At 63.3% G+C, this 18,003-nt stretch carries 17 protein-coding genes, 1 tRNA gene and 2 pseudogenes; 13 read left to right on the top strand and 7 right to left on the bottom strand.

Annotated elements, in window-relative coordinates; all coding sequences use genetic code 11:
* Positions 1-21: 21 nt before the first annotated feature.
* A complete protein-coding gene (locus PMI04_RS15755) occupies positions 22-924 on the bottom strand; it encodes a DMT family transporter (RefSeq protein ID WP_007708187.1) in 903 nt (300 codons plus the stop codon).
* Between the two features lie 15 nt (positions 925-939).
* Between PMI04_RS15755 and PMI04_RS15750 the strand changes: the two genes are divergently transcribed.
* Positions 940-1,518, top strand: a complete 579-nt coding sequence (locus tag PMI04_RS15750) for an XRE family transcriptional regulator (protein ID WP_007708185.1) — start codon at positions 940-942, stop codon at positions 1,516-1,518.
* 35 nt (positions 1,519-1,553) lie between these two features.
* On the opposite strand, the gene PMI04_RS15745 is transcribed toward PMI04_RS15750, so the two are convergent.
* The gene (locus PMI04_RS15745) at positions 1,554-1,874 is read right to left on the bottom strand and encodes a hypothetical protein (RefSeq protein WP_007708183.1); all 321 of its coding nucleotides are present in this window, start codon (positions 1,872-1,874) and stop codon (positions 1,554-1,556) included.
* A 71-nt stretch (positions 1,875-1,945) separates the two neighbouring features.
* Positions 1,946-2,461 (bottom strand): MarR family transcriptional regulator, encoded by a 516-nt coding sequence (locus PMI04_RS15740; protein ID WP_007708180.1) that lies wholly within the window; start codon positions 2,459-2,461, stop codon positions 1,946-1,948.
* A 180-nt stretch (positions 2,462-2,641) separates the two neighbouring features.
* Here PMI04_RS15740 and PMI04_RS15735 point away from each other — a divergent pair.
* A tRNA-Gln gene (locus PMI04_RS15735) sits at positions 2,642-2,716 on the top strand.
* Positions 2,717-2,814: 98 nt separating this feature from the next.
* Here the strand turns inward: PMI04_RS15735 and PMI04_RS15730 are convergent.
* A pseudogene (locus tag PMI04_RS15730) lies at positions 2,815-3,496 on the bottom strand (ABC transporter permease); the annotation flags it as partial.
* Positions 3,497-3,526: 30 nt separating this feature from the next.
* On the opposite strand from PMI04_RS15730, the gene PMI04_RS15725 reads away from it, so the two are divergent.
* The 9 genes and pseudogenes from PMI04_RS15725 (at position 3,527) to PMI04_RS15685 (ending at position 12,591) form a co-directional block, all read left to right on the top strand.
* Entirely contained in the window at positions 3,527-3,754 is a 228-nt protein-coding gene (locus PMI04_RS15725; protein WP_007708174.1) for a crosslink repair DNA glycosylase YcaQ family protein, read from the top strand.
* Positions 3,751-4,290, top strand: coding sequence for a crosslink repair DNA glycosylase YcaQ family protein (locus tag PMI04_RS15720; protein WP_007708173.1), 540 nt, complete (start codon positions 3,751-3,753; stop codon positions 4,288-4,290). The genes PMI04_RS15725 and PMI04_RS15720 overlap by 4 nt, the downstream gene beginning before the upstream one ends.
* Before the next feature lie 74 nt (positions 4,291-4,364).
* The gene (locus PMI04_RS15715; RefSeq protein ID WP_007708172.1) at positions 4,365-4,925 is read left to right on the top strand and encodes a hypothetical protein; all 561 of its coding nucleotides are present in this window, start codon (positions 4,365-4,367) and stop codon (positions 4,923-4,925) included.
* A 148-nt stretch (positions 4,926-5,073) separates the two neighbouring features.
* Positions 5,074-5,751, top strand: a complete 678-nt coding sequence (locus tag PMI04_RS15710; RefSeq protein ID WP_007708170.1) for a response regulator transcription factor — start codon at positions 5,074-5,076, stop codon at positions 5,749-5,751.
* On the top strand, positions 5,748-6,785 hold the full coding sequence (locus PMI04_RS15705; RefSeq protein WP_007708169.1) for a HAMP domain-containing sensor histidine kinase: 1,038 nt from the start codon (positions 5,748-5,750) through the stop codon (positions 6,783-6,785). Before PMI04_RS15710 ends, PMI04_RS15705 begins: the two co-directional genes overlap by 4 nt.
* Before the next feature lie 157 nt (positions 6,786-6,942).
* On the top strand, positions 6,943-7,950 hold the full coding sequence (locus PMI04_RS15700; protein ID WP_007708168.1) for an efflux RND transporter periplasmic adaptor subunit: 1,008 nt from the start codon (positions 6,943-6,945) through the stop codon (positions 7,948-7,950).
* 7 nt (positions 7,951-7,957) lie between these two features.
* Positions 7,958-11,061, top strand: a pseudogene (locus PMI04_RS15695) (CusA/CzcA family heavy metal efflux RND transporter).
* Positions 11,054-11,353 (top strand): DUF3240 family protein, encoded by a 300-nt coding sequence (locus tag PMI04_RS15690; RefSeq protein WP_007708166.1) that lies wholly within the window; start codon positions 11,054-11,056, stop codon positions 11,351-11,353. The pseudogene PMI04_RS15695 and the gene PMI04_RS15690 overlap by 8 nt, the downstream one beginning before the upstream one ends.
* The gene (locus tag PMI04_RS15685) at positions 11,350-12,591 is read left to right on the top strand and encodes a TolC family protein (RefSeq protein ID WP_007708165.1); all 1,242 of its coding nucleotides are present in this window, start codon (positions 11,350-11,352) and stop codon (positions 12,589-12,591) included. Before PMI04_RS15690 ends, PMI04_RS15685 begins: the two co-directional genes overlap by 4 nt.
* A gap of 242 nt (positions 12,592-12,833) precedes the next feature.
* Here the strand turns inward: PMI04_RS15685 and PMI04_RS15680 are convergent, their stop codons facing one another.
* Entirely contained in the window at positions 12,834-14,012 is a 1,179-nt protein-coding gene (locus PMI04_RS15680; protein ID WP_007708163.1) for an MFS transporter, read from the bottom strand.
* Between the two features lie 13 nt (positions 14,013-14,025).
* Positions 14,026-15,060, bottom strand: coding sequence for an aldo/keto reductase (locus tag PMI04_RS15675; protein WP_037485951.1), 1,035 nt, complete (start codon positions 15,058-15,060; stop codon positions 14,026-14,028).
* Positions 15,061-15,148: 88 nt separating this feature from the next.
* Here PMI04_RS15675 and PMI04_RS15670 point away from each other — a divergent pair, with 88 nt between their 5' ends.
* The gene (locus PMI04_RS15670; RefSeq protein ID WP_007708159.1) at positions 15,149-16,054 is read left to right on the top strand and encodes a LysR family transcriptional regulator; all 906 of its coding nucleotides are present in this window, start codon (positions 15,149-15,151) and stop codon (positions 16,052-16,054) included.
* A gap of 83 nt (positions 16,055-16,137) precedes the next feature.
* Here the strand turns inward: PMI04_RS15670 and PMI04_RS15665 are convergent, their stop codons facing one another.
* Positions 16,138-17,031, bottom strand: a complete 894-nt coding sequence (locus PMI04_RS15665) for a LysR family transcriptional regulator (protein WP_007708157.1) — start codon at positions 17,029-17,031, stop codon at positions 16,138-16,140.
* Positions 17,032-17,142: 111 nt separating this feature from the next.
* On the opposite strand from PMI04_RS15665, the gene PMI04_RS15660 reads away from it, so the two are divergent.
* Entirely contained in the window at positions 17,143-18,000 is an 858-nt protein-coding gene (locus PMI04_RS15660) for an aldo/keto reductase (RefSeq protein WP_007708155.1), read from the top strand.
* Positions 18,001-18,003 lie beyond the last annotated feature (3 nt).

Genomic DNA, 18,003 nt, shown 5'->3' with positions numbered 1-18,003 from the left:
GAAGCGGGAACGGGGCTAGGTTTAATCCTTGCCCCGCCGCTCGAACTTCAATTCGCTGACGATGACGGCAGCGACGATCAGCAGGCCGCCGACCAGCGCCGTCGGCGGCAGGCGGTCGCCGGCGATCCGACCGATGATCCCGGCCCAGACCGGCTCGCCAGCATAGATCAGGGTGGCGCGGGTCGGTGACACGGTGCGCTGCGCCCAGTTCATCACGAACTGGATCAGCGCCGTCATCGCGCCCAGGCCGCAGGCCGACAGGATCACTGTCCAGGAAAAGGGCGGGATCGCCTCGCCGACCGGGGCCATCAGAGCAAAGGCCAGCAGCGCCGTGGTCGCCAGTTGCACCAGCGTGACGCGCGCGACATCGACCTTACCGGCCCACAGGCTGATGAAGATGATTTCCAGCGCGATCGCCACCGTGCTGATGAGCGTCAGCGCCTCGCCCTTGCCGAGCGACAGCCCGTCGCGCGGGGCGGCGACCAGCAGCAGGCCGGCAAAGGCCAGTACCACGCCGATCCAGCTCATCAGGCGCGGCCGGCGGCGCAGGATCACCCACTGCATGATCGGCACCAGCGGCACATAGGCGGCGGTGATGAAGGCGGAGCTGCTGCTGGATATGGTCTGCAATCCCCAGGTCTGCAGCGTATAGCCGGTGAAGATGCCCACGCCGATCAGCCCGCCGGCCATCAGTTCGCGCAGGGTCAGGCCACGCAGCACCGGCAGCGCCAGCGGCAATGCCAGCAGCGACGCGGTGCCGAAGCGCAGGCCGACGAAGAAGAGCGGTCCGGACAGGCTCATCGCATGATGCACGATCAGGAAGGTCGCCCCCCACAGCACGGTCACGCCGATCAGGGCGAGTTCGGGGCGGCCGATCATCAGCCGGGGCGCAGGGCTCTTGTCGAGGACGGGATTGTGCAACATAATGCACAGTGCGTTATGAGCAATATATTGCACAGTCAAGTCGAAGCCCCACGTCCCGACGTCCTTGCCCATGTCGCCGGCAATATCCGTTGCCTGCGCGCCGCCAAGGGATTGAGCCAGGATGCGCTGGCCAGCGCGGCCGGGGTCAGCCGGCGCATGCTGGTCGGGATCGAGAGCGGGGAAGCCAATGTCAGCCTGTCGACGCTCGATCGGCTGGCGCAGGCGCTGGACGTCAGCTTCTCGCACGTCGTGCGCGCCCCCGACATGCCCGACAATAGCCGGATCGATACCCTGGCCTGGCAGGGCGAGGGTCCGCATAGCCGCGCGACCCTGCTCGGCACGGTGCCGGCCGCGCGCGAGGCGGAGCTATGGTCCTGGTCGCTGGCGCCGGGTGATCGCTATCCGGCCGAGGCGGATGCCGCCAACTGGCACGAGATGCTCTATGTGGTGGAAGGGGTGCTGACGGTCGAGATGAATGTCGGCACGCGCACGATTGCGGCGGGCGACTTCCTCATCTTCAGCAGCGACCGCCCCTATGTCTTCGTCAATCGCGGGGCGGACCTGCTGCGCTTCGTGCGCAACGTGGTCTTCTAGGAACGGGCCTCCGCAACGAGAGGCCCGTCGCCCTATCAGTGGTTATCGTTGCGCAGGTCTGCACCGGCCTTTTCGAGCGAAGCGCCAACATCCTCCCTGGCTTCCCTGCCTTCGCGCTTCGCATCGTCGGCCGCCCTGTCGGTGGCGGTGCCGATTCGGTCGGCACCCTTGTCGATCGCAGCACCAGCGCGATCGAGGCCGTTGTCGATGCTGTTGCCCGCGTCGTCGACGGCGTTGCTCACGTCATTGCCGATCGCCGAGCCTGCATTGTCCAGATTGTCCGACGCCTTTTCCGAACAGGCGGACAGGCCAAGGGCCGAAAGCACGGCAAGGCCGGCCAGAAGGGGTGGGCGCATGATGTCTCCTCATTGCGTTGACCAGGCCGGTACAAGCGCGGCAGCGGCAATAAGGTTGCGTCTTTTTTCGATCATCCGCCGCTCAGGCCGAACACTATCGACCGGTCGGCGTCGGGGATGAGCCCTTCCATCACCCGCCAGAATCCGGTGACGGACCCCTGGCCAGCCTGGGCATAGGCGGCCGCCATCTTTTCGCGCAGGGCGCGGAACAGTTCAGCCTCCAGCGCGCGGCCAGCGGGGCTGAGGCGCAGCAATTTCTGCCGTCGGTCGCTGCTGCCCGGCCGGGTCTCGATATAGCCGCGCTCGATCAGGTCGTTGAGCACCCGGCCGAGCGACTGTTTGGTGATCGCCAGCAGGCGGAGCAGTTCCTTCACCGTCAGGTCGGGCTGGCGCGAGATGAAATAGAGGGCGCGATGATGGGCGCGGCCCAGGCCCTGCGATGCCAGGCCTTCGTCGATCGAGCGGGTGAGCGCGGAATAGCCGAAATAGAGCATCTCGATGCCGCGTCGGATTTCGTCCTCGCGCAGGAACAGCGGCGATGCCGGTGCGATCTGGCTGGGAGCGGGCGAGGGGGCATGGGCGATCATGGTGATGGGGTTCCGGCTAGAAAAGGCGCATGTTGGCCTGATCACTAAGGCGCTCGGCGATCGAAGGGAAGCGAAACACGGCCGTCGGGGGCGGCCCTGCAGATCGATTGCGCTCTGGGCTTTTCTTTCGCGCATCAGGCGCTATATGGCGATCCCGCACCGGGTCTGCCGGTGCCATGCTGGGGCGTCGCCAAGCGGTAAGGCAGCGGCTTTTGATGCCGCCATGCGCAGGTTCGAATCCTGCCGCCCCAGCCAAATATTTGATTTATTTTAATAATTTAAACATCCCCTTGATATTGGGGATGCCTGCTGACGGCCATGACAACAGGCTGATTTGATTTCAGTTCATCATATCAGGCCATGGCGCTGATCGTTCGGCGGAAGCGGGTGAGCGCGATCAGGAAAAAGGCGAGGCCGATGGCGGCGGTGGCGGCGAATTGCGGCCAGACGACGCTGATGCCGGCGCCCCGGAACAGGATCGCCTGCCCCAGTTCGACGAAATGGGTGGTCGGCGCGAACAGCATCACGTCCTGCACCAGCTTGGGCATGGATTCGCGCGGAGTGGAGCCCCCGACAACATTAGCAGCGGTAGCAGAACGAGGATCATCAACCTGCCGAACTGCGGCATGTTGCGGGCCAGTGTCGCCAGAAAGATGCCCATTGCGGTGGTCGAGAAGAGTAGCAGCGCCGCCCCCGCGAAGAACAGCGCCAGCGATCCGGCGATAGGCACATGCTAAACCCTTGGACCACCAGATTGATTGACAGGGACGAGGCGGGCAGGCCCATGCCCGTCGCGGTGACACAATAAATAGAGGCAGCGAGCAGTAAGGTCGGGAAGCTGCCCTTCACCGGCACGCCGAAGAGGAAGATTGCCACCAGCACCATCAGCAGGAAGTTGATGAGCGCCAGCGCGACATAGGGGAGTTGCTTGCCGAGCAGGAACTCGCTGCGGCTGACGGGCGTCATATAGAGGTTGATGATCGATCCGATCTCCTTTTCGCACACCACGGCCAGCGCAGCGAGCATCGCCGGCTGTTTGAATATTGGGCGCATGAGGCTTCGCTGTTGCCATTCGCATTGCAGCCGCTGTTGCGCTGGCGGATGGCGAGTGCCGATCGCGGCGAAACCGGATGGACCGGGATGCGTCTCTTCGCCACCGAACGCCGGAGCGAAGCCATGGCCCTGTTGGCGCGGATCCGGGCGGAAGGTCCGATGGCTGCATCGGATTTCGAGGCGCACAAGGGGCAGTCGGGCTGGTGGGAATGGAGTGATACCAAGCGCGCATTGGAATGACTTTTCTGGGCCGGTCACATCACGACGGCGACGCGGCGGCGCGGGCTCATGGCATCGCGACCGAAAAGGAATTGCGCGACCATTTCCGCCAGTCGCCCGCACAGGCGCGCGCCGCGATAGAAGAACTGGCACAGGAGGGTGTCCTCATCCCGGTCGCTGTAGAGGGATGGCGACATGCCTGGCTGCACCATGAGGCAAAACAGCCTCGCCGCGTCGATGCGCGGGCGCTGCTGGTACCGTTCGATCCGCTTATCTGGGAACGCGAACGGACCGAGCGACTGTTCGGGTTTCGCTATCGCATCGAAATATATGTGCCTGCCGATAAACGGACGCATGGTTATTATCTGTTGCCGTTTCTGCTGGGGGATCGCCTGGTCGTGCGGGTCGATCTGAAGGCTGACCGCGCCGCATCCGTGCTGCTCGCGCGTTCTGTGCATCTGGAACCGGATGCACCTGCTGACACGCATGGCGCACTGCTTGCCGAACTGAACGACATGGCGGGCTGGCTGGGTCTTTCCGCCATCCGTTTACGCTAGCCATGGATAGACGAGCAACCCGCACCGCCTAGTCCCACTTGCATTCCCGGCAAGGTCAAGGCACCCCCGCCCGAATGCGCACAGAGAATGATCTGGAAACCACTCTGCTAGGCCCGGTCCTGTCCGACCGGACGTGTGGTGACTGCACAATCTGTTGCACCATCCTCACCGTGGATACGCCTGATTTCAAGAAGTCGGCCGGAACCCCTTGTGCGCACCTGACCGGTCATGGATGCGGCATCCATGCCGTGCGTCCGCACATTTGCCGGACCTGGTTTTGCGCCTGGCGCAGGGTCGCGGGCATAGCCGAAGAGGCGCGTCCAGACCGTTCGGGCATTCTGGTGTCGCTCGATTTTGTCCGTGAGCCACGCAATTGCTTCGAGGGCGTATCGATCATGGTGCGCTTGCTTCCCGGCAGCGAGGCGATCGAAAATGGCATGGCCGGCGCCATCCTCGACAGCATCTGCGATCAGTTGGTGCCCGTTTGGTTCACCGACGGATCAAAGAAGATGCTGATGCACCCCGACAGCAGCGTCGCGAGCCTCGTCCTGTCGGGAGACACCGCGCCGGCACATTTGAGCGCCGAAGTGTCCGCTTGGCGAGAGCGCTACGCTGCGTTCACAACCAAGGCATAGCCGAGGGCGTCCGATTTTCGGACTGTCCGCGAACGGATGGAGCAGGATCAAGGCCAGGCGCCTTCGCGTTGGAGCGTCAACTGCCGGTGCCGCTCATGTCGCGCGAAACAGGTTGATTGGCAGCGCAGAAGAGCCGATGGACTTCAGCATGCGTCTATTGCTGGTGGAAGACAATGAGCGACTGGCCGGGCTTCTGATCGCTGGCCTTGCCCGGCGCGGCTTCAGCACCGATCACGCCTTGAACCTGATCATGGCAACGGAGGCGATCGCGGCGCAGGTTCATGATGTGCTGATCGTCGATCGCGGCCTGCCCGATGGTGATGGTGTGACGTGGCTGGGGGAGATGCGCCGAGCAGGGTTTATGCAGCCAGCCCTGATATTGACGGCACGCGACGCGCTGGAGGATCGGGTGCAGGGGCTGGATGCCGGGGCCGATGACTATGTTGTAAAGCCGGCCGAAGTGGACGAGATCGCCGCACGCATTCGTGCTTTGCTGCGGCGGCCAGGACCGCGCGCGCAGACGCAATTATGCTTGGGGCCGCTGCTACTGGATTCCGGCAGTCGTGCGGCACAGTATCGCGAACATCCGCTTGACCTGTCGAGGCGTGAGATGGACCTGCTGGAATTGCTGCTCCGGCAAGCCGGAATGGTTGTACGACGCGATGCCTTGGAAAATGCGCTTTATGCTTTCAACGAGCCGGTGACACCAAATGCGGTGGAGGCGATCGTCTCCCGCCTGCGCCGAAAGCTCGAGGAAGCAGGCGGCGAAGATATGCTGCAAACGGTGCGGGGCGTAGGCTATATGTTGCGCGAACCTGTCCATTGAAGGCGCGCCACTCCATCGCTCTGCGTCTATTCATCGGCCTGTCTGCTGTAGGCCTGGTTGGAGGGTCGCTGCTGCTACTGTTCATCATCCGCGAACATGAACAGAGCTTCCGTGCGCTCAATGACCCGGTGGCGGCTAGCCGAGCCTTTCGTGAATTGTTTGAACATGTCCTTGTGCCGATCCTGGTACTGATCCTGCCTATGGGGATAGCCAATCTGATCGTGATCCGACGCGGGCTCGAACCGCTCGGGCGGGCGGTCGAGCAGTTGAAAGTGGTCGGCAGGCACGAGCGTGGCGTGATGATCGATCATGCTACCTTTCCGACTGAAGTGCTTCCTTTTGCCGAGGCGGTGAACGATCTGCTGGCGCAACTTGATCGGGCGGTGAGGGATCATGAGGCCTTTGCGGCAGATGTTGCCCATGAATTGCGCACGCCACTGGCAGTGATCGCGCTGGAGCTGGACGCGCTGGACCATCCCGATGCGCCGCGCCTGCGCGCCGAACTGCTGGCGATGCGCCGATTGATAGACCAGCTGATGCTGCTGGCGCGTGTCGATGCCCAGAATTTCGCTCACAGCATCCGTGATACATTGCGGCTAGAGGAGGTCGGTGCCGATATCGTCAGCCTGTTGGCACCCGCCGCGATCGGCGCGAACAAGAGCCTGTCGCTGACCTGCATCGGCGAAGCGCCGGTCATCACCGGCCAACGGGAAATGGTGGCGGCGGCACTTCGCAATCTGGTGGAAAATGCCTTGCGTGTAACCCCGGTTGATGGCGCGGTGACCGTGCTGGTCGGCCCCGGTCCCCGGATGCGGGTGAAGGATGGAGGCGCCGGCCTGACCTCCGTCCGGCTGCAGGAACTAGCGCAACGCCATCGGCGCGCCGATCATGCCAGTCGCGAAGGGGCGGGACTGGGGTTGGCCATCGTGGCACGGATCATGGCCGCGCATGGTGGCCAACTGCACAGTGTGCCCGAGGCGCGGGAAGTGATTCTGGATTTTTCGCCCAAACCCCGAATGGCAATCCCCATCTGACCTGATCGTCAGGCTCTCGTCAGTTTTGCGCCATAGACGATGGGCCATGCTCCACTCGATCCGTATCGCGCCCGCAACGCTACCTGTCATCCTTGTCCTGCTGTCCATGACAGCCTGTTCCGGCGAGGCACCTGCGCCTGACAATGGAGCGGCCGTCATGTCGGCAGAACCAGGTACTATTCCCCTGAATGCCGACAATATCACGCGGCTGGGGTTGAAGTTTGCGCCAGCGGCTGAAGCAAGGCTGGCACCGATCGCCACTATGCCTGCCATCATCGCGCCGCCGCCCAATGCGCGCGTTGCCGTGGCGGCGACCTTTCCCGGCGTGGTGACCCGCATCCTTGTGGTCGAGGGGCAGGATGTGCAGCGTGGTGACGCGCTGGCCATCGTGTCGAGCCGCGATGTGCTCAGCATAGGCGCGGATCTCAGCCGCGCCAATGCTCGATTGGAGGTCGCCCGCTCCAGCGCCAACCGCCTGTCACAGCTGGAGCGCGAAGGGGTGATTGCGGGGGCGCGCGCCGACGAAGCCCGCGCCGCATTGGGCGAGGCGCGCGCCGACGTATCGGAAAAGAGTCGCATCCTTGCGATGGTAAACGGATCGGGCGTCAGCGGCAGCTACACGCTGACCGCGCCGATCGCGGGCAAGGTCACGTCCGCGGCCATCCATGCCGGCAGCGTGGTGGACGGCACAACTGCCCCCTATGTGATCGACGCCACCGGACAATATGAGGCGCAGGCCCAATTGCCCGAACGACTGGCTGGACAGGTGAAGCCCGGTATGACGGTCGCGTTGAACGAGGCTGGTGGCGATACGCTGCACGGCACCGTGACCTCTGTCGGATCGACCATCGATCCTATGACCCGGTCCGTGACGCTCAAGGCAAAGCTGCCCGCCGGTCCCGGTGCGCTGGCCGGACGTGCCACTAGCCTGTCGCTGTTCGGACCCGCATCTGCGGGTGCCGTGACCGTACCGCAGAGCGCGGTCACGACCGTGCCGGAAGGGGAGGTGGTGTTCGTGCGCGCCGCAAAGGGTGTGATGGTGCGTAAGGTGAAGATCGGTGGCAAGGATGGCGACCGCATCCTGATCCTGTCCGGGGTCAGGCCCGGTGAACAGATCGTCGTAGTCGGCGCCAGTGCACTTAAGCCGCTGGCCGTGGGCGAGTAAGCGCGTCATGCTCCGATCGCTTGTTGCATGGGCGCTGTCCTATCGCTTGCTCATAATCGCGCTGTCGCTGATCACGGCAGGCGTTGGTGCATGGGCCTTCGTCAACCTACCCGTCGACGCATATCCCAATATCGCGCAGACTCAGGTCAAGGTGATCCTGAAGGCGCCCGGCATGACCCCTGAAGAAGTGGAAAGCCGTGTCATCACGCCGATCGAAATGGAGATGCTGGGCATACCGGGACAGGCGATCCTGCGGTCCTCGGCCAAATATGCCATTGCCGATATTACCATCGATTTCATCGACGGCACCGATATCTACTGGGCGCGTCAGCAGGTGGCCGAACGCCTGTCGGGCGTAATGGGCGACCTGCCCGAAGGTATCGACGGTGGCATGGCGCCGATTTCCACGCCGTTGTCCGATGTGTTCATGTTCACAATCGAAGGGCCACTCAGCCTGGAAGAAAAGCGAACCCTGTTGGACTGGACGATCCGACCGGCTCTGCGCACTGTGCCGGGCGTGGCGGACGTTAATGCGCTGGGGGGCTATGTTCGCGCGTTTGAAGTGCGGCCCGATCCGATCGCGCTGGCAAGCGCGGGGCTGAGCGTCGCGGACCTGTCCGAAGCGATTGAGCGTGGCAATCGCAATGACGGTGCAGGCCGTCTGTCGCAGGGCGAGGAGTCGCTCATCGTGCGCGCTGTCGGGGCGATCCAGTCGGAAGCGGATCTGGAATCGCTGGTTATCGCGACCCGCAACGGCCGCATCGTGCGGATGGGCGACGTCGCCACCATCGGCGTCGGTAGCCTGACCCGCTATGGTGCGGTGACGGCCAACGGCAAGGGCGAAGCAGTTCAGGGGCTGGTCATCGCGTTGCGCGGGGCCGATGCCCGTGCCGTAGTGGATGGCATCAAGGCGCGCATTGCCGAACTGGAAAAGACCTTGCCGCAAGGCACAAATATCGACGTCTTCTACGACCGGTCGGACCTGATCGGTCGCGCCGTCGGCACGGTGGAAAAGGCACTGATCGAAGCGACCGTGCTGGTGATCATCCTGCTGATCGTGTTTCTGGGCGACTGGCGCGCCGCTGCGATCGTGGCAGCGACCCTGCCCATGGCGGCACTCGTCACCTTCCTGATGATGCGAGGCATGGGTCTGTCGGCCAACCTGATGAGCCTTGGCGGCCTGGCCATCGCGATCGGGATGCTGGTCGACGGCGCGGTCGTGGTGGTCGAGAATATCGTTGATCGTCTGAACCATGCAAAGGAAGGCGATGGAGCGCCCCGGCTCAACACGGTCTTCCGCGCGACCAGCGAAGTGATCGTTCCGGTTTCGGCCGGCATCCTCATCATCGCCCTCGTCTTTCTGCCCCTGCTCTCGCTCGAGGGCCTGGAGGGCAAATTGTTCGCGCCGGTGGCGCTGACCATCATCTTCGCGCTGGCGGGGTCGCTGCTGATCGCTCTGACATTGGTGCCGGTGCTATCCTCGCTCGGTCTCAAGTCCGGTCACCATGGCGAACCATGGATCATGCGCAAGCTGACGCCGCGCTATCAGGATGTGCTGAACGGTGCCTTCGCGCGCAAGCGGCTGATTTATGCCGCTGCTGCATCAGGATTAATATTGGCCGGCCTCGCTTATGGAGCGGTTGGCAAGACCTTCATGCCATCAATGGATGAAGGGTCAGTGATCGTCCAGACCGCCAAGCTGCCGACCATCAACCTGGACCAGTCGGTCCTGGGCGATGTTGCCGTGCAGCAATCGCTGATGAAGGACGTACCGGAAATCAAGCAGATCATTGCGCGCGTCGGTACAGACGAGATTGGTCTCGATCCGATGAGTCCCAACGAGACGGACAGCTTCGTCGTCCTGAAACCGCAGAAGGAATGGCGTGGCTCGAAAGATTTCGTCGTCGACGAAATCCGTAAGTCGATTGCTCGCCTGCCCGGCATCGAACCGACCTTCACCCAGCCAATCGAGATGCGCGTGTCGGAAATGCTGACCGGTTCGCGCGGCGATCTGGCGGTTAAAATTTTCGGCCCGGACCTCGACACATTGTCCGACCTTGCCGGGCAGGTGCAGAAAATCCTGTCGCAGACGCGCGGCGCATCCGAAGTGATGACCGTCGCCAATGACCATGTCGACTATCTGCAACTCGATATCGATCGCACCGCCGCCGGTCGCTTCGGTATGCCGATCGACCAGATGCAGGACACGCTGCGTGCCCAGATCGAGGGGGTCCATGCCGGCATAGTCGCCGATGGACAGAAGCGCGTGCCCATTCTGGTCAAGGGTGATGACACAATCCGCAGGGACGCGACGCGCTTTGCCGACCTGCCGCTGCGGACGCCCGATGGCACGGTGGCCCGCGTCAGCGACATGGCGCGGGTCGAAAGGACGCAAGGGCCGGTGAAGCTCGATCATGAAAATGGTTCTCGCTACGCCCTCGTACAGGCTTTCGTGTCCGGCCGAGACCTTGTCGGCTATGTCGACGACGCCAAAGCCACCGTGGATCGCGAAATCACGCTACCCGCCGGGTATCGCATGGTGTGGGGCGGCCAGTTCGAAAATCAGCAGCGTGCCTCGGCCGGTTGATGTTGGTGATCCCGGCGGCGCTGCTGCTGATCCTGCTGGTGCTGCTGTTGACATTGCGTTCGCTGCGCGCGTCGCTGCTCATCCTTGCCAATATCCCTTTTGCCATGGTTGGCGGGATCGTGTCGCTGTGGGTGTCTGGCGAATATCTGTCGGTTCCCGCCTCCGTCGGGTTCATCGCGCTACTCGGCATTGCGGTGCTGAACGGCCTGGTTCTGGTCGCCTATTTCCGTCAGTTGCGCGCAGAGGGACTGAGCATGGCACAGGCTGTGCGGTTAGGGGCGGAACGCCGGCTGCGGCCGGTGCTGATGACTGCCAGCATCACGGCCTTCGGCCTTGTACCTTTGCTTTTCGCGACCGGGCCGGGGTCCGAGATCCAAAAGCCGCTCGCCATAGTGGTGATCGGCGGACTTGTCAGTTCGACCCTGCTCACCCTCATCCTGTTGCCCATATTGTTCGAGCGCTTTGGTGAGAGCGTGCGTGGACGAACGATGCAGACCGCCGGTTCGGAACCCGATCATGACTGACATGCTGCTGACTTTCTATTGTGCCGCCATTGACCGCGATGTTGTTGCCGATGCGCTTCGCAGGCAAACCAGTGCGCCGCTTCACCTGCGTGACGAGCAGGTGCTGGGCCGCGATTTTGGTGATGCGCTGACAGGCGAAAAGGTACGCGGCGCATTGCGTCGGGCCGCGATTGACCTGATCGTGGAGGCGGAAGCGGTCAGCATATTGGTCGGAACGGTCGCCGACGCGCGTCGGGGCCACCCCGTTCGCTGGCACAGCATGGCGGTGTCGGCCCGGGGGCGCATCGCATGATCCGCCATCTGCTGTTGACTGGCATTGCCGTCCTCGCGACACCCGCCGTCGCCCAGCGCACGGACCTGCCGCCCGAACCATTGGTGATCGAGGCACTGGATACCCATCCTGCGGTCGCCGCCGCATATGCACGGGTTCGTTCGGCACAGGCCGGCGCGGACATGTTGCGCAAGGGCAGTCATGAATTCACCTTCCAGGGCACGGTGTCGCGCCGTTCGGCCGAAGGGGAAGGCGATTATGCCGAATATGACGTCAACCTGACCCGACCCTTGCGTTTGCCCGGCAAGGCCGCGCTGGACCGCAAGGCAGGCGTTCTGGGCATAGAGGTGGCGCATAATCAGATGGAAGATGTGCGGCATCAGACGGCGCTCGCCTTTTCCGACCTCTGGCATGACTGGCTGGTTGCCAGCGCCCAGCATCACACCGACCTCGATTCAGTCGCCAGCCTGAAGGACGATCTGAATGCGGTCCGACGCCGTGCGGCATTGCGTGATGCGTCGCTGCTGGATGTCGATCAGGCAGAGGCCGCGTTGGCACAGGCACAGGCACAGGCTGCCATGTCCCTTGCCGCGCAGGACGAGACGCGTGTCAAGCTGGCGGTCGGTTTCTCCGGACTGCCCCTGCCCGAAGAGGCGCCGATGCTATCGACGCCAGCCTTACCTTTGGATCGGCTGGCCAATCTGCGCGACCTTGTGGTGGAGCGCAGTCACGAGATCCACGCGGCTGAACGGGAAGCGCAGCGTCTATCAGTCCTGGCACGCCGCGCGTCGGCGGACCGGATGGCTGATCCCTCGCTGGGCATTCGCCTATTCAGCGAACGAGGTGGGCTGGAGAAGGGCGTCGGGCTGGTCGGCTCCATTCCGATTGGCGGCGGCTATCGTCGAGCCGCCCATGATCAGGCAACGGCGGAAGCGGGTGTGGCGGAACAAGATGTCGCCCGCGTCCGTCGCGAGGTCGAGGCGACTGCTGCAGCCGACCTCAGCAATGTCAAGGCGCGTCATAGGATATGGCAGAGCATGCAAATCGCGGCAGACAGCGCAGAGGGCGCGGCGGCGCGGACGAAACGCGGCTATGAACTGGGGCAGATCGGCCTGTCCGAGGCTTTACTGGCGCGACGTCAGGCCAACGAGATGCGCCGACAGGAAATCGATGCACGCGCCGCGATTCTACGAGCCATTCTTAAGCTGCAGATTGATGCACATGATGTGTGGACTTCACAGGACGTGCATCAGGATTGAAAACGACTTCCAGGATGAAAGCGGACTGTGCGCACCCTGGAAGGGAAAGGCCGGCGGTAAGACAAGTTTCTTTCTCAAGCTATGATGCCGAAGATTTATCCGTAGGGCTGTCTCAACCCGTTTCGGTCACGCCATCGGCTTGGACGGTAGCAGGTTCGAGGCGGTGACCAAGCGGGACCGTACCGACCCTGCGCATAATGCGGCAGCCCTCATTCCGTGGTTCGCGGCTGCAGGCCATCCTTTCATTCATATATCCTCTGCGGATGTGCTTCACGGATAGCCGTATCTTGAGGGCTCATGAGAATGGTCAGCAAACCAACGCCCGATGCAGCCGCGCCGGCAATCGCGACAAAGGGCAAGTCCAATCCGGCGGCAATCACCCCACCGCCGAGCGCCGCTCCTATGGCGTTGCCCAGGTTGAAGGCGCCGATATTCATGGAGGATGCGAGGTTCGGCGCATCGGCCGCCGCGCTCATCACCCGCACCTGCAGCGGCGGCACCAGCGCGAAGCTGGCAATGCCCCAGAGGAAGATCAGCACCGCCGTCGGCCCGGCAAAGGGCATGGCAAAGGCGAAGGCGATGAGGATCGCGGTCAGCGCGGCGAGCGTCACGATCAGCGTCCGGTCGACCGACCGGTCGGCAAAGCGCCCACCCAGCCAGTTGCCGATGGTGAGGCCCACGCCATAGAGCACCAGCATCGCGGTCACGAAAGTGATCGAACCATGGGTCTGATCGCGCAGGATCGGCGTGATATAGGTGAAAACGGTGAACATCGCGCTCGCACCGACCACGGTGAGTCCCAGCGCCGCCAGCACCGGCCCGCGCATCAGCACCCGCAGTTCGGAGCGCGCATCGCCCTCGGTCGGGGCCGGCATGTCGGGCAGAGTGAGGCGCAGCGCCACGATGGTAAGGACGCCCAGCGCTGCGATGCCCCAGAAGGCCGCGCCCCATCCTATGACGTCGCCTGCCCAGGTGGCCAGCGGCACGCCGACGACATTGGCGATGGTCAGCCCCATGAACATGGCGGCGACCGCGCCGGCCTGCCGCTGGGGCGGGACCAGGCTGGCGGCGACGATCGATCCGACGCCGAAGAAGGCGCCATGGTTGAGCGAGGTGATGATCCGCGCGAACAGCAGCATGGCATAGCTGCTGGAGAGCGCTGCGATCAGATTGCCGACCGTGAAGATGGCGGCGAGGCCGATCAGCAGGGTGCGACGCGGCAAGCGGCCGGTGGTCAGTGTCATCAGCGGCGCGCCCAGCATCACGCCGATCGCATAGGCGCTGATGAGCAGGCCGGCGGCGGGGATGGAGACGCCCAGGTCGGTGGCGATGACGGGCAACAGGCCCATCGGCGCAAATTCGGTGACGCCGATGCCAAAGGCACCGGCCGCCAGCGCGAGCAGCGGTGGATTGATCTTCATGATGCTCCTCCCGTCAGACAAGCGGCGGGTTCAGCCGGGCGAAGCCGGCCTGTTGATGATAGGGGGCGTGGGGATAGGCCGGCATCTGGTAGCTGGCCCGGTCGAGCCGGGCGACCTGATCGGCGGTCAGCGACCAACCGACCGCGCCCAGATTCTGGCGCAACTGTTCCTCGTTGCGGGCACCGATGATGACCGACGACACGGTCGGCCGCTGCAACAGCCAGTTGAGCGCGACCTGCGGCACCGTCCTGCCGGTTTCCGCCGCGATCTCGTCCAGCGCATCGACCACGCGGTAGAGATGCTCGTCCTCCACCGGCGGCGCGAAGGCGGCGGTCTGGTGCAGGCGGCTGCCCTCGGGGATCGGACTGCTGCGCCTTATCTTGCCGGTGAGGCGGCCCCAACCGAGCGGGCTCCATACCAGCGCGCCCACGCCCTGGTCGGCGGCGAGCGGCATCAGCTCTGCCTCATAGGCGCGGCCGATCAGCGAATAATAGACCTGGTGCGCGACGAAGCGCGGCCAGCCCTGGCGATCCGCCACGCTTAGTGCCTTCATCAGCTGCCAGCCGGGATAGTTGGACACGCCGACATGGCGCAGCTTGCCGGCGCGGACCAACTGGTCGAGCGTCGCCAGCAGTTCCTCGACCGGTGTCGAAGCATCGAAGGCATGCAGTTGCAGCAGGTCGATATAGTCCGTGCCAAGGCGCCGGAGCGCGGCTTCCACGCCGCCGATCAGCCGATCGCGCGACACGCCCCAGTCATTGGGGCCGTCACCGGTCGGCAGGCCCAGCTTGGTCGAGATCAATAGCTGATCGCGCCGCCCCTTGATCGCCGCGCCCAGCACCTCTTCGGACGCGCCGTTGGAATAGACGTCGGCAGTGTCGAACAGGGTGATGCCGGCGTCGAGGCAGATGTCGAGCAAGCGGCGTGCCTCCTGCGCGTCGCTCGTGCCCCAGGCGCCGAACAAAGGCCCCGAGCCGCCGAAGGTGCCGGTGCCGAAACTGAGCGCCGGCACGCGCAGCCCCGATGCCCCCAATTGCCGATATTCCATCATCATCCCTTTCCATTCCGTGATGGACGCATAAATGGAAGGCCGGACTCCCCGCGTTTAGAGGGCTGCAAGGCGAAGGATCTTTGCAATGGATGAAAAGATACCCTTTCATGCCGATCGGGCACGAGCGTTGGAAACCTTCGCGGCCATAGTCGCCGAAGGCAGTTTTTCGGCCGCCGGACGATTGCTGGGCCTTACACCGTCGGCGGTCAGCCGCGCGGTCGACCGGATCGAGGATCGGCTGGGGGTCCGGCTGCTGCTACGCTCCACCCGCGCGCTGACGCTGACGGCGGAGGGCCAGGCCTATTTGAGCAGTGCGCGCCGCATTCTGGCCGATCTGGACGAGGCCGAACAGGCAATTGCCGATCGTGGTGCACCGCGCGGGCGGCTGCGGGTGAGCGCAGCCCATTCCCATGGCCGGCTGTGCATCGTGCCGCTGCTCGGCGAATTCGCGCAACTCTATCCGCATATCTTGATCGACATCAGCCTCAGCGATCGGCTGGTCGACATCGCTGGCGGACAAGCTGATGTGGCGATCCGCTTCGGGCCGCTGGCCGACAGTCCGTTGACAGCCCGCAAGCTCGGCGAAAATGGCCGCGTCATCGTCGCTTCGCCCGTTTATCTCGCCCGCCACGGCACACCCGAAATACCGGAAGATTTGCACGGCCATAACTGCCTGAACTTCAATTTCCGCCGGGCAGAGCCGGTTTGGCCATTCCGAAAAGATGGAGGCGATTATGCGCTGAGCGTCCGGGGTACGATCGAGGCGAATAATGGCGAGACGCTGGGCCAACTCGCGGCCGACGGCGTCGGCATCACGCGGGTGGGTCGGTTCAGTGTGCAGCCCGAACTGGCGTCCGGCCAGTTGGTGCCGCTATTGGAGGATTATAATCCTGGCGATATCGAGACGATCCATGCCGTTTTTCTGGGCGGTGCCAATGTGCCGGCCCGTCTTCGAGTGTTCGTGGATTTTCTCGTGCAAAGATTGGCATGACCAAGCCCGGCTGACTAAAATAGCAGATTCTCCAGCGGTCTGAATTGAAAGCCTGGATGGCTGGTCACCGGGATGGATGGTCCTCAGCCATGATAACGCAGGGTCTCGACCAACAGCGCGAAGGCCAGCGAGGCTTGGCGTCGGCTGGGATAATAGAGATGATAGCCGGGGAAAGGCTCGCACCAGTCCTCCAGCACGCGTACCAGCCGGCCATCCGCGATATGGGACAGAACCTGATCCTCCGGAAGATAGGCCAGGCCCAGGCCATCCAGCGCAGAACTGAGCCGCAGGCCGATATTGTTGAAGACCAGTTGCCCTTCGACCCGAACATTGACCTCATGTCCGTCCCGGTCGAGATCCCAGGGGAAGATGCCGCCATAGGTGGGTAGGCGGATGCCGATGCAATTATGGCCGGTCAGGTCGTGCGGTGCATGCGGGATCGGATGGCGGGCGAAATAGTCGGGTGAACCGACGACCGCCATGCGCAGGTCGGGGCCGATCCGGACCGCAATCATGTCCTTGGCGACCTGGTCGCCCAGACGCACGCCCGCATCATAGCCCTCCGCGACGATATCGGTCAGGCCATAGTCGACGATGATCTCAACCCGGATGTCGGGATTGCCTGGTAGCAGCGTGCGCAAGGCCGGCTGCAGGATCGAGACGGCCGGATGCTCGCCGCTGTTGATCCGGATCGTGCCCGATGGCTTGTCGCGCAATTCGCTGAGCGCGGCCAGTTCCTGCGCAATCTCCTCGAAACGCGGCGCCAGGGTGCGGAACAGTCGATGGCCTGCCTCGGTAGGCGATACGCTGCGGGTGGTGCGGGCAAGCAGGCGCAGGCCCAGCCGTTCCTCAAGCCCTCGGATGGTCTGGCTGAGCGCCGATTGTGAGACGCCAAGCTTGGCCGCAGCACGGGTGAAGCTGCGTTCGCGCGCGACCATCACGAAGGCTGCAAGCTCGTTATAATTCTCGCCCGCCATTGATTAGGTCACCTTATAGCGACATGCCGATTATGGCGTCTAATCGCATTTCGCTTCTCAGGCTATATCCTGCACATCAATTTCCTGCGCGGCCTGAACGGAGATTTTCCAATGACACAGATTGTCCCGCAAGTGATGCTGAACAACGGCGTCGAAATGCCAAGCCTCGGTTTCGGCGTCTTCCAGGTTCCCGATCCGGCCGAGTGCGAGCGCAGTGTGCGCGATGCCATCGATGTGGGCTATCGCCTGCTCGATACGGCGACATCCTATGGCAATGAGGAAGCTGTCGGACAGGCCATTCGCGCGCATGGTATCGACCGTGCCCAATTATTCGTTACCACCAAGCTGTGGATCGAGGATGCCAGCTATGAGGGCGCGAAGGCAGCCTTTGAGCGTTCGCTCAACAAGCTGCAGCTCGACTATCTCGATCTCTGGCTGATTCACCAGCCCTATGGCGACGTCTATGGTGCCTGGCGCGCCATGCAGGAACTTCATCGGGCAGGCCGGATCCGGGCCATCGGGGTCAGCAATTTCTATCCCGACCGGCTGCTCGATTTCGTGCTGCATAATGAAATCGTCCCTGCGGTCAACCAGATAGAGATTCATCCTTTTCATCAGCAGCATGACGCCCAGGCGCTACTGGCGGAATATGGCGTTCAGGCCGAAGCATGGGGACCTTTTGCCGAGGGCAAAAATGGGCTGTTCAGCAACGAACTACTGGCGTCGATCGGTCGGAAACACGGCAAGAGCATCGCGCAGGTGGTGCTGCGCTGGCTGAACCAGCGCGGCATCGTCGCGATCCCCAAGTCGGTTCGCAGGGAACGCATGGCCGAAAATTTCGCGATCTTCGACTTTGCCCTGAATGATGACGATATCGCCGCCATCGCCGCACTAGACCAGAAGGCCAGCAGTTTCTTCGACCATCGCGATCCGGCGATGGTGAAATGGCTCGGCACGCGCAAGCTCTGATTA

Origin of the sequence: Sphingobium sp. AP49 (genome assembly GCF_000281715.2) — a bacterium.
In the GTDB taxonomy this organism is placed as follows: domain Bacteria; phylum Pseudomonadota; class Alphaproteobacteria; order Sphingomonadales; family Sphingomonadaceae; genus Sphingobium.
This window is presented reverse-complemented; position numbering and strand designations above follow the sequence as displayed.